Below are 11,944 nucleotides of genomic sequence, written 5' to 3' on the forward strand. Positions count from 1 at the left end.
GCGAGACTGGGCCGTGCTCTCCGACGTAAACCTGGACCTGCCGGTACGCCCGGTCCTGCCGGCGCTCGTCGCGGCCCTCGACGCGGCCGGCGCCGGCGTCCTGGTGGCCCCGCCGGGCACCGGTAAGACGACCCTCGCACCGCTGGCGGTGGCCGACCGGGTGACCGGTCGGGTGGTGATCGCCCAACCCCGCCGGGTGGCGGCCCGCGCCGCCGCTCGGCGGATGGCGGAGCTGCTCGGTGAGCGCGTCGGTGAGCGCGTCGGCTACGCGGTGCGCGGCGAGCGTCGGGTCGGCCCGGCCACCCGGGTCGAGGTGGTCACCACCGGCCTGCTGGTCCGGCGGCTGCACCACGACCCGGAACTGCCCGGCACGGGTGCCGTGCTGCTCGACGAGTGCCACGAACGACAACTCGACGCGGACCTCGCGCTGGCCTTCACCGTGGAGGCGCGGGCCACCCTCCGGCCGGACCTGTGGCTGCTGGCGATGTCGGCGACCCCGGACACCGACCGGTTCGCCGCGCTGCTCGGCGGGCCCGCCCCGGCCCCGGTGGTACGGGCCGAGTCGGCGCTGCACCCGGTTCAGCGGATCTGGGCGCCGCCGGCGCGCCCGATCGCCCCGCCCGGTGCCGGGCCGGTGGATCGTGCGCTGCTCGACCACGTGGCCGCCACCGTGCGGCGGGCGCTGCGCGAGCGCGACGGAGACGTGCTGGTCTTCCTGCCCGGGGCCGGCGAGATCGCGGCGGTCACCGGTCGGCTGGCCGACCTACGGGACACCGTCGCGCTGCTGCCCCTGCACGGCCGTCAACGCGGCACCGAGCAGGACGCGGCCCTGCGTCGCGCTGATCGGCGTCGGGTCGTGCTCGCCACCGCGCTGGCCGAGACCAGCCTGACCGTTCCGGGCGTGCGGGTCGTGGTGGACGCCGGGCTGTCCCGGGTGCCCCGCATCGATCTGGCCCGCGGGCTGGGCGCGCTGGTCACCGTGCCGGTCTCCCGAGCCGCCGCCACCCAGCGGGCTGGCCGGGCCGGACGGGAGGCCCCCGGTTACGTCTACCGGTGCTGGTCCGCGGCGACCCACGAGCGGCTGCCCGCCCGGGCCGAGCCGGAGATCGCCACCGCCGACCTGACCGGCTTCGCGCTGGAGCTGGCCGCCTGGGGCCGGCCGGACGGCGTCGGCCTCGCGCTGCCCGACGCACCACCGGCCGCCGCGATGACGGTGGCCCGGGACACCCTGGAAACCCTGGGCGCGGTCGACGCCGACGGACGGATCACCGCGCGGGGGCGAGCGATCGCCGCTGCCGGCGCGCACCCACGGCTGGCGCGGGCGCTGCTCGACGGCGCCGGTCAGGTCGGCGCCGACCGGGCGGCCGAAGTGGTCGCCCTGCTCGCCGAGGAGAGCGCGGCAGGCCCCGGTGACGACCTGGTCGCCGGCTGGCGCCGGCTGCGCACCGGCAGCGACGCGGGGGCGACCGCACGCTGGCGCACCGAGGTACGCCGGCTGCGCGCCGCGCTGCCCGTCGACGCACCGCCCGGAGGCCGCACCGGAACCAGCCGGGCGGCCGGCCCGGGAACCGGCGGGCGGGCCGACTCCACCGGCCTGAGCGACGATCTCGCCGCCGGACTGCTCGTCGGACTGGCGTACCCGGAACGGTTGGCCCGGGTGCGACGTCCGGGCGGATCGGCGTACCTGATGACCGGCGGGACCGCCGCGGAGCTGGCGGCCGGGTCGGGGCTGACCGGGTCCGACTGGTTGGCGGTGGCCGTCGCGGACCGCACCCCCGGCGCGCCGTCGGCCCGGATCCGCCGTGCCTCGCCGCTGGACGAGGCGACGGCCCGGGAGGCGGCCGGCCCGCTGCTGCGCACGAGCCGTGAGGTCGGCTGGTCCGACGGCGACGTGGTGGCCCGGGAGGTGACCCGGCTGGGCGCGATCGAGCTGCTCGAACGGCGACTGGACCGGCCGGACCGGGCGGAGGTGGCTGCGGCGTTGCTGACCGGCCTACGCCAGGAAGGGCTGGGGTTGCTGCCCTGGACGCCGGCGGCGCGGGCGCTGCGCGAGCGGCTCGCGTTTCTCCGGCACCACCTGGGCGACCAGTGGCCGGACGTCAGCGACGAGGCGTTGCTCGACGCCGCGCCGACCTGGCTGGGCCCGGAGTTGGCCTCCGCCCGACGCCGCGCCGACCTGGCACGGGCGGACGTGACGTCGGCGCTGCGCCGGCTGCTGCCCTGGGCGCAGGCCGCCCGCCTGGACGAGCTGGCCCCGGAGCGGATCGAGGTGCCGAGTGGTTCTCGGATCCGGGTGGACTACAGCGACCCGGCCGCGCCGGTGCTCGCGGTGAAGCTTCAGGAGACGTTCGGCTGGGCGGCGGCCCCACGCGTCGCCGACGGGCGGGTGCCGGTGCGTCTCCACCTGCTCTCCCCCGCCGGCCGGCCGGTCGCGGTCACCGCGGATCTGGCGTCGTTCTGGCGGACCGGCTACCCGCAGGTCCGCTCCGAGTTGCGCGGGCGTTATCCCCGCCACCCGTGGCCGGAGGATCCGGGAACGGCGACGCCCACCCGGCACGCCACGCCACGTCGGCGCTGAGCGCCGGCTACTCCTCGACGACGTCGGCCACCACCACTGTGACGTTGTCCGGTGCGCCGGCGTGCAACGCCAGGTCGATCAGCTTCCCGGCGCAGGCGGCCCGGTCCGGGTAGCCGGTGAGCACCTCGGTGAGGGTGTCCGGGCGGACCACGTTGGACAGGCCGTCGCTGCACAGCAGCCACCGGTCGCCGTCCCGGGGCACCATCGTCGCGTACGACGGGGAGACCTCGTCGCCCTGCAACGCCTGGGTGACGACCGCGCGGCGCGGATGGCTGCTGGCCTGGTCCGGGGTGATCACGCCCTGGTCCACCAGCATCTGGACGAACGTGTCGTCCCGGGTGACCTGCTTGAGGACGCCCTCGCGGAACAGGTAGGCCCGGGAGTCGCCGACGTGCGCGAGGGCCAGACAACTTCCGGTACGGGCGAAGAGCAGGGCGGTCAGCGTGGTGCCCATGCCCTGACGTTCGGGATCCTCGGCGACCGCCTGCCGGATCCGGGAGGTGGCCAGCGCGATGCCACCCTCAAGCGCGGCCACCAGGGCGTCCTCGGGGGTCTCCACGTCCAGCGGAGCGACCGCGTCGATGGCGAGGGCGCTGGCCAGATCACCGGCGGCCATCCCACCCATGCCGTCGGCGACGGCGACGAGCCAGGTGCCGGCGTGCAGGGCGTCCTGGTTTCCGCTGCGGATCAGCCCACGGTCGCTCGTTCCCACCGAGCGCAGCTTCAGGGTCATGGGAGGCAGCCTGCCAGGCGAAGGGCGCAGTTGTCTCTAGGAGATCAGGACGACGGCGCGTGGCGCGGCCAATCTCACGTTCACGCGTCGCGCGTCGTGGCGCACCCGCCGGGCTGGCCGCCCTCGTCGAATGCCACAACCCATCCAACCGGATCAATTGACAGGACGAACCGGCGCTGGAAACATCGAGCCGATACCTGGGAGCGCTCCCAGGTCTTCTCAGCTCCACCGTGCCACCACCACCGTCCCACCTCCGTCCCGGAAGGACTCCCCGTGACGCCATCCCGACGCCGCCTCCTGCTGGCCGCGGCGACCACCCTGGCCCTCACCGGCGCGGGCGCCGGCGCGGCCCACGCCGACCCACCACCGGACGCCCCCGAGCAGATCGACAACGGCGACTTCAGTGCCGGCGTGAGCCCCTGGTTCTCCTTCGGCACCGGCCCGCTCGCGGTCACCGACGGCCGGCTCTGCACCACCGTCGCGGGCGGGCTGGCCAATCCGTGGGACGCCGGCATCGGCCAGGACGGCGTACCACTGGTCGCCGGCGCCGAATACACCCTCGGTTTCGCCGTCTCCGCCACCCCCGGCGCCGCCGTCAAGGCCGTGCTGCAGCTCGGCAGCGCCCCGTACACCACGTACGCGGCCGTGGACGCCACCGCCACCGGCACCGCCCAGCGGGTCGAGCAGACCTTCACCGTCCCGGACGACAACCCCAGCGCCCAACTGATCTTCCAGGTCGGCGGCGCCGCCGAGACGCAGACCATCTGCCTGGACGACGTCTCGCTGCGCGGCGGCGAGCCTCCCGAGCCGTACGAACCGGACACCGGGCCACGGGTGCGCGTCAACCAGGTCGGCTACCTGCCCGGCGGGCCGAAGAACGCCACAGTGGTCACCACGGCCACCGAGCCCCTGCCCTGGCAGCTGCGCTCGGGCACCGGCGCCGTCGTGGCCAGCGGCACCACCACCGCGCGTGGTGTCGACGCCGCCTCCGGGCAGAACGTGCAGACCCTCGACTTCTCCAGCTACCGCACCCCGGGCAGCGGGCTGACGCTCACCGTCGACGGCGAGACCAGTCACCCGTTCGACATCTCCGGCGCCCTCTACGACCAGCTGCGCTCCGACTCGTTGCAGTTCTTCTACGCCCAGCGCAGCGGCATCGCCATCGACGGTGACCTGATCGGCGACGAGTACGCCCGTCCCGCCGGCCACCTCGGCGTGGCACCGAACCAGGGCGACACCAGCGTGCCCTGCCAGCCGGGCGTCTGCGACTACTCCCTCGACGTGCGCGGCGGCTGGTACGACGCCGGCGACCACGGCAAGTACGTGGTCAACGGCGGCATCGCCACCTACCAACTGCTGAGCACGTTCGAGCGGACCAGGACGGCGGCCACCGCGGCCGGCGGCACCGCACTGGGCGACAGCACCCTGCGGGTTCCCGAGCGCGACAACGGCGTACCGGACATCCTCGACGAGGCCCGCTGGGAGCTGGAGTTCCTGCTGCGCATGCAGGTGCCGGCCGGCAAGCCGCTGGCCGGGATGGCCCACCACAAGATCCATGACCGGAACTGGACCGGGCTGCCGCTCGCCCCGCACGACGACCCGCAGCCGCGCGAGCTGCACCCGCCGTCGACCGCGGCCACCCTCAACCTGGCCGCCACCGCCGCCCAGTGCGCGCGGCTCTTCGCCCCCTACGACGCGGCGTTCGCGACCCGCTGCGGCACTGCCGCGAAGACGGCCTACGCCGCGGCCAAGGCCCACCCGGCGGTGTACGCCAGCCCGACCGACGGCACCGGCGGCGGCGCGTACGACGACGGCACCGTCACCGACGAGTTCTACTGGGCGGCGGCAGAGCTGTACCTGACCACCGGGGCGCAGAACTTTCTGGCCGACCTGACCGCCTCACCGCACCACACCGGGAACGTGTTCGACTCCCGGGGCTTCGGCTGGCAGAGCGTGGCCGCGCTGGGCCGCCTCGACCTGGCCACCGTGCCGAGCGGGCTGCCCGCCGCCGATCTGGCCCGGGTCCGCGCCTCGGTCACCGCCGCCGCCGACACGTACCTCGCCGAGCTGCGCCGGCAGGCGTACGGGCTGCCGATGCCCGGTGACGCCAACAGCTACTTCTGGGGCGGCAACAGCAACGTCATCAACAACGCCGTGGTGCTGGCCACCGCGTTCGACCTGACCCGCAACCCCGTCTACCGCGACGGCGCCGTACAGGCCATGGACTACATCTTCGGTCGCAACGCCCTGAACATCTCCTACGTCACCGGGTGGGGGGAGCACGCCGCGCAGAACCAGCACAGTCGGATCTTCGGCCACCAGCTCGACCCGAGCCTGCCCCGACCGCCCGCCGGCTCGCTCGCCGGTGGCCCGAACGCGGCCCTCCAGGACCCGTTCGTGGCGCAACTGCTCGCCGGCTGTGCGCCGATGTTCTGCTACGTCGACGACATCAACTCGTACTCGACCAACGAGGTGGCGATCAACTGGAACTCGGCGCTGGCCTGGATCGCCTCGTTCCTGGCCGACCAGGGTGACGCCGGTGCGGTGCCGGCCACCACCTGCGCGGTGCGCTACACCAACTACGGCGCCTGGCAGGGCGGCACCGGGTTCACGGCGCAGTTGACCGTCCACAACACGGGTGCGACGGCCGTCAACGGTTGGAGCGTCCGGTTCGCGTTCACGGGCGACCAGCGGGTCCGTGAGGCCTGGCTGGCGAAGGTCACCCAGTCCGGTGCGACGGTGACCGCGCGCAACGAGTCGTACAACGCGAGGATCACCCCTGGCGGCACGGTGACCTTCGGCTTCAACGCGACGACCGCCGGCGGCGCCAACCCCAACCCGGGCCTGATCACTGTCAACGGGGCCCCCTGCACCACCTCCTGACCGACCCTCGTCGAGCCGGTGGTCTCCCCCACAGGGAGGCCACCGGCTCGGGTAGACCTCCGCACTCCGGCGGCATGCCCTGAGACCCGATCCGAACCAAATCACGTGGACCTGGCCCGTCGCGTAGGCCATGGTGAGGGCCATGGATGGTGGCGAACTGGCCGACGCGGAGCGGCGGGTGTGGGCGGCGATGCCGGCGGGGACACGCACCGCGCTGGCCGATCTGTCCGGCGCGGACCTGCGCACCCTACTGCTGACCGTGGCTCGCGACCGTGCGGCCACCGTGCGCCCATCCGATCTGGTTCGTCGCTGGCGCGAGGACCGGTTCGTCCGCCCGGCCCGCGCCGACCCACGCGCGTTCGCCCAGGCGGAGGCACGAATGTGGCAACTGCTGCCGGCCGACGTCTCCGGAGTGGAGCTGTCGCCGGTCGTACCGGTGGGCACCTGCTCGTCGACCGCACCGGTCAGCCAGAACAGGATCGTCACCACGATGCGCGCCAGCGAGGTGCTGAGCGACCCCACCAACGCTCTCGCCATCGAGGCGGCCGTGCGTCGCCGCCGAAGCAGCGAGGTGCACCTTGCCGCCGCCCATCGTGTGCTGCGGGCGCAGGACTTCGGCGCCGACGCGTCGGCGCACTTCCGGCTCTTCGCCCTGGTGTCCAGCGCCCGGGACGCCGGCTCGGGCGTCACACAGGCCCGGCTGCTGATCCGGCACCTCACCTACTGGCGGACCGTCCTCGCCGAACTGGCACCTGCGGCCGGACCTCAGCTGCACGTCACGACCTTCGACGACCGGGTCGTCCGGGAGCGACTGGTCGACACCGTCCGACCGGCACTCGACGGCGGCGTGGTGCCCCTGGTGGACGAGCCGGAGCGGTCACGTGGTCGCGGCTACTACACGGGTTGCGCACTGCGGATCACCGTCCTGGGCGGCAGCCTGGAGGTCGGCGACGGTGGCCTCACCGACTGGACCGCCCGGCTGAGCGGCGACGCCAAGGAACGTTGCCTCGTCTCCTGCCTCGCCACCGAACGCCTCGTCGACTGCATGCCCGACTAAGTTGGCCTGATGCGGGGTATGTCGCCGCTTCCCCCGTCCGGGCGGCTGCGCACCCTCTCCCTCGCCACCCTGGCGAACTCGGTCGGCTTGGGGCTGTGGCTGACCGGCGCGGCTCTCTACCTCACCAGGGACGTGGGGCTCTCCGCTGTCCAGGTGGGCGCCGGGCTCAGCGTCGCCGGGCTGGTCGGGCTGACCGCCAGCGTGCCACTCGGCGGGCTGGCGGACCGGCGCGACCCGCGTACGCTGCGAGCCGTTCTGCAGGTGCTCCAGGCGGCGGTCGCTGCGGCGTACCTGCTGGTCGGCTCGTTTCCGGTGTTCCTGGTCGTCGCGGTGCTCGAGCTGCTGTTGACCTCTGGCAACCTCGCGGTCCGCGCCGCGCTGATCGCCGCCGTCGCCGGCCCGCAGGCGCGGGTGCACGCCTTCGCCACGCTGCGGGCGGTGGCGAACCTGGGCATCGCGCTCGGGGCGGGGCTGGCCGGGTTCGCGCTGGCCGCCGACACACATCTGGCGTACCAGATCCTGGTGGCAGGCAACGCGGTCAGCTATCTGGTGTCGGCGGCGCTGCTGTTGCGGCTGCCGGCCTTTCCACCACCCCCGCGTCCCCCGACGACCGCCACGCTCCGCCGGGGTCGTCCGCTGCACGACAGCCGCTTCCTCGCGGTGAGCGGTGCGTCGGCGGTGCTCGGCCTCCACCAGACGGTACTCACGCTGGTGGTGCCACTGTGGGCGGTGACCCTGGTCGGGGCACCCCCGCCCGTCGTGTCGGCTGTGCTGCTGACCAACACGCTGCTCACCGTACTGCTGGCGGTGCGGCTGAGCCGGGGCGCGGACACCGCCGCCCCGGCGGCCCGGAAGATGCGCCAGGCCGGCCTGGTGCTGGCCGCCGCGATGCTGCTGTACGCCGCCACCGCCAGCCTGCCCACCGCTTCGGCGGTCACGCTGTTGCTGGTCGCCACCGCCGTCTACACCGTCGGCGATCTGTGGCACAGCACCGCCGGGGCCGGTCTCGCCTACGATCTCGCTCCACCGGACGCGGTCGGCGCGTACCAGGGTGCCGATGGAATGCTCGCCGGCCTGGCCCGCGCCGTCGCCCCGGCCCTGCTGACGCTGGTGGTGCTCGACGGCGGCGTACCCGGCTGGCTGGCCGTCGGCGGGCTCTTCGCCGTGGTGGGCCTGGCCAGCCCGGCGCTGGCCCGGTGGGCGTTGGCCACCCGACCGGCATGTAGCAGCATGGTGAGCATGACCGATCAGCAGAGCATCACCATTCGCCCCGGTGGTCCCGACGACGCCGCGACCGTGCTGCGGCTGCTCGACGGCGCGACCGCCTGGCTGGCGGCGCGCGGTCGAACCGGTCAGTGGGGCACCGAGCCGGCGTCGACGGATCCACGCCGGATCGCCCAGGCCGACGGTTGGGCCTCGGGCGGCGGCCTGCACCTGGCGATGCGCGACGACCATCCGGTCGGTGCCCTGGTGGTCGGCGCCGCCAGCGACGACGTGCCCCCGGCCACCGAGCCGGAACTCTACGTGCGGCTACTGGTCACCGACCGGGAGCACGCCGGCCTGGGAATCGGGGCTCGGCTGCTGGAGCACGCCGCGGAGCTGGCCCGGTCGCGAGGGCTGGGGCTGCTCCGGGTGGACTGCTACGGCGGCGACGATCGGGCGCTGGTCCGCTTCTACGAGGGCTGCGGCTTCACCGCCACCGACGCGTTCACCGTCACGCGACCGGGACGCGACCCGTGGCCCGGGCAGCTCCTCGTCCGTCGGCTCGGCTGAGTGCTCACCCCGACGCTGACCGCCGGGCCGCCTCCAGTCGTCGGGCCCGTCAGCCGATCTCCTCGTCGACGTAACACCACCGCCAGGCCTCGCCGGGCTGCGCCGAGCGGATCACCGGGTGACCGGTGGACTCGAAGTGCTTGCTCGCGTGCTGGTTCGGCGACGAGTCGCAGCAGCCGACCTGTCCGCAGCTCAGGCAGGTGCGTAGGTGCACCCAGTAGGTGTCACCGATGGCGACGCAGTCCTCGCACTGGTCCGGGGTGCGCGGCTCCACCGCACCCGCCTCGGTCAGGTGCTGACAGCTCACTTCTCGACCTCCCGCAGCAACGACTCTTCCAGGTCCAGGTCACGATAGGCCCGCACCAACACCTCCTCGGGGATCCGACCGGCGTCCCGGGCAGCCCGGAACACGTCCCGCTCGGCGTCGATCATCTCTTGTCGTAGCCGACCGTACGCCTGCGACGGGGTCTCCCGCTCGGTGCCACCGAGCCGTTCCCAGGCCATGTTGGTGCGGTCCTCCGACGCCCGACGCAGCCGATCCACCACCGCCTCCGGGGCGCTGTCCGCCAGCTCGTCGAGGCGGTCCCGGGCGGCCCGGCTGGCCTGCTGCTGCACAGCGGCGGCGGACAGCGCGTCCTGCACCGGGTCGTCCTGCGGCAGCTTCAAGCGGCGGGCGACCAACGGCAGCGTGGCACCCTGACCGACCAGGGTGAAGACGATCACCGCGAAGGCCAGCCAGATGAACAGCGCCCTGGGGTACGGCTCGTCGCCGGCCAGGGTGAACGGCAGGGCCAGCGCGGCGGCCAGGGTCACCACACCCCGCATCCCGGCCCAGCCGATGATGATCGGGAACTTCGGTGACGGCCGGACGTCCCGGCGGCGGACCCGGGGGACCAGCCGGGCCAGGTAGGTGGCCGGGAAGAGCCAGATGAACCGGGTCAGGAAGACGGTGGCGAGCACCGCGAAGGTGATCAGGATGAGCGAACCGGCCGGTTCGTCGAGGTCGCGCAGCACCTCCCGCAGTTGGAGCCCGACCAGCAGGAAGACCAACCCCTCCAGCAGGAAACGGACCAGCCGCCAGAACGCGCCGATCTGCAACCGGGACGCCGCCGACAGCAGCTGGGGCAGCTTGTGGCCGAGCACCAGACCGGTGACGACCACCGCGACCACACCCGAGGCGTGCACCTCCTCGGCGGTGAACACCACCGCGAAGGGGATGATCAGCGACAGCGCGTTGTCCAGCAGCGGGTCGCTGATCCGCCGGTGCAGAAAGCCGAAGACCACGGCGCCGAGCGCCCCGATCAGGATGCCGCCGCCGGTGGCCCGCAGCACCTCGACGGCGACCTCCGCGGTGCCGACCGCCGAGCCGATGGTGGCCAGCGTCGCGACCCGCAGCAGCACCAGCGCGGTCGCGTCGTTGATCAGGCTCTCCCCCTCCAGGATGGTGACGACCCGGCGGGGCAGGCCGACCCGCCGGGCGACCGCCGTGGCGGCCACCGCGTCCGGCGGGGCGACCACCGCGCCGAGAGCCAGGCAGATCGCGAACGGCAGCTGCGGCAGCAGCAGGTGCAGCACGAGCCCGACCACGAACGCGGTGAACAGCACCAGGCCGACCGCGAGCAGCAGGATCGGCCGGATGTTGTTCTTGAAGGCCGGCACCGAGGTCTCCAGCGCGGCCACGTAGAGCAGCGGGGGCAGGATGCCGACCAGCACCAGCTCCGGGTCGAGTTCCACCTGCGGGAAGCCCGGCACGAAGGAGAGCGCCAGCCCGAGCACGACCAGCACGATCGGCGCGAGCAGTCCGAGCCGGCGGGCCAGCGCGGCGCCCAGGGTGGCGATCGCCAGGAACACGACGACCGGAAACAGGCTTTCCATGGGGTACGAGCCTAGGGGTCCGCCGATCCGGTCCTCGATCAGCCGGCCCGGCGCAGCTTCGGCAGCACCTCGGCGCCGAACGCGTCGATGAAAGCGCGCTGCTCCTGCCCGACGTGGTGCACGGCGATCTGGTCGAAGCCCAGCTCCACGTACTCCTCCAGCCAGCCGACGTGCCGGCCCAGGTCCGCCGAGACGTTCACCACCTCGGCGACCCGCTCCGCCGGCACGCCGGAGGAGACCACGTCGAAGTGCTCGACCGTCTCCAGATCCCAGCAGACCGGCGGGGCGAAGACGTTGCTGCGCCACTGGTCGTACGCGAGCGCCTCGGCCTGCGCCTGCTCCGGCGCCCAGGAGACGTGCACCTGCAGGTGCAGTGGCCCGCGCCCGCCGGCGTCGCGGTACGCGTCGACCATCTCGCGCAGGTGCGCCACCGGGGCGTTGACCGTGATCAGCCCGTCCGCCCACTCGGCGCACCAGCGGGCGGTGGCCACGCTGACGGCGGCACCCACCAGCGCGGGCGGTTGCTCTGGGCGGGTCCAGAGCCGGGCGCGGTCCACCCGGACCAGGCCGTCGTGGCTGACCTCCTCCCCGGCCAGCAGCGCCCGGATCACGTCCACGCACTCGCGCAGCCGGGCAGCGCGGACGTCCTTGCGCGGCCACGGGTCGCCAGTGATGTGCTCGTTGCTGGCCTCGCCGGTGCCCAGCGCCGCCCAGAACCGGCCCGGGTACATCGCGCCGAGGGTTCCGATCGCCTGCGCGATGATCGCCGGGTGGTACCGCTGGCCGGGCGCGTTGACCACGCCGAACGGCATACCGGTGGCCTGTAGGGCGGAGCCCAGCCAGGACCAGGCGAAGCCGGACTCCCCCTGCCGGGCGCTCCACGGGGAGAAGTGGTCGGAGCACATGGCGGCGTCGAAGCCGGCCCGCTCGGCGTGCGCCACCGCCTCCAACAGGGCGCGTGGACCGATCTGCTCATGCGAGGCGTGAAAACCGAACAGCGTCATGCCCGCACTTCCTACCCACGGCCGCTCCCGCTGATGCGTAC

The 11,944-nt window shown here is 73.7% G+C and carries 8 protein-coding genes; 4 read left to right on the forward strand and 4 right to left on the reverse strand.

Annotated elements, in window-relative coordinates; genetic code table 11:
- Window positions 1–13: 13 nt before the first annotated feature.
- Window positions 14–2,578 carry an ATP-dependent helicase HrpB gene (hrpB, locus tag ACQEUX_RS14545; protein WP_433046999.1) on the forward strand — a complete coding sequence of 855 codons (2,565 nt, stop codon included), beginning with the start codon at window positions 14–16 and terminating at the stop codon, window positions 2,576–2,578.
- A gap of 7 nt (window positions 2,579–2,585) precedes the next feature.
- On the opposite strand, the gene ACQEUX_RS14550 is transcribed toward hrpB, so the two are convergent.
- Window positions 2,586–3,311: a PP2C family protein-serine/threonine phosphatase gene (locus tag ACQEUX_RS14550; protein ID WP_433047002.1), complete on the reverse strand. Its 726-nt coding sequence runs from the start codon at window positions 3,309–3,311 to the stop codon at window positions 2,586–2,588.
- Between the two features lie 273 nt (window positions 3,312–3,584).
- On the opposite strand from ACQEUX_RS14550, the gene ACQEUX_RS14555 reads away from it, so the two are divergent.
- From ACQEUX_RS14555 to ACQEUX_RS14565, 3 genes are all read left to right on the forward strand, one after another.
- Window positions 3,585–6,194 (forward strand): glycoside hydrolase family 9 protein, encoded by a 2,610-nt coding sequence (locus ACQEUX_RS14555; RefSeq protein WP_433047005.1) that lies wholly within the window; start codon window positions 3,585–3,587, stop codon window positions 6,192–6,194.
- A gap of 142 nt (window positions 6,195–6,336) precedes the next feature.
- The gene (locus tag ACQEUX_RS14560) at window positions 6,337–7,251 is read left to right on the forward strand and encodes a hypothetical protein (protein ID WP_433047008.1); all 915 of its coding nucleotides are present in this window, start codon (window positions 6,337–6,339) and stop codon (window positions 7,249–7,251) included.
- A 9-nt stretch (window positions 7,252–7,260) separates the two neighbouring features.
- Window positions 7,261–9,024 (forward strand): MFS transporter, encoded by a 1,764-nt coding sequence (locus tag ACQEUX_RS14565; protein WP_433047011.1) that lies wholly within the window; start codon window positions 7,261–7,263, stop codon window positions 9,022–9,024.
- A gap of 49 nt (window positions 9,025–9,073) precedes the next feature.
- On the opposite strand, the gene ACQEUX_RS14570 is transcribed toward ACQEUX_RS14565, so the two are convergent.
- The 3 genes from ACQEUX_RS14570 to ACQEUX_RS14580 are packed head-to-tail and all read right to left on the reverse strand — an operon-like array spanning window position 9,074 to window position 11,903.
- Window positions 9,074–9,331 (reverse strand): UBP-type zinc finger domain-containing protein, encoded by a 258-nt coding sequence (locus ACQEUX_RS14570; RefSeq protein ID WP_433047014.1) that lies wholly within the window; start codon window positions 9,329–9,331, stop codon window positions 9,074–9,076.
- The gene (locus ACQEUX_RS14575) at window positions 9,328–10,899 is read right to left on the reverse strand and encodes a Na+/H+ antiporter (protein ID WP_433047017.1); all 1,572 of its coding nucleotides are present in this window, start codon (window positions 10,897–10,899) and stop codon (window positions 9,328–9,330) included. The genes ACQEUX_RS14570 and ACQEUX_RS14575 overlap by 4 nt, the downstream gene beginning before the upstream one ends.
- 38 nt (window positions 10,900–10,937) lie before the next feature.
- Window positions 10,938–11,903 (reverse strand): TIGR03885 family FMN-dependent LLM class oxidoreductase, encoded by a 966-nt coding sequence (locus tag ACQEUX_RS14580; RefSeq protein ID WP_433047020.1) that lies wholly within the window; start codon window positions 11,901–11,903, stop codon window positions 10,938–10,940.
- Window positions 11,904–11,944: the final 41 nt, after the last annotated feature.

The sequence above is a fragment of the Micromonospora sp. CA-259024 genome, from assembly GCF_050936255.1.
Lineage (GTDB): Bacteria > Actinomycetota > Actinomycetes > Mycobacteriales > Micromonosporaceae > Micromonospora.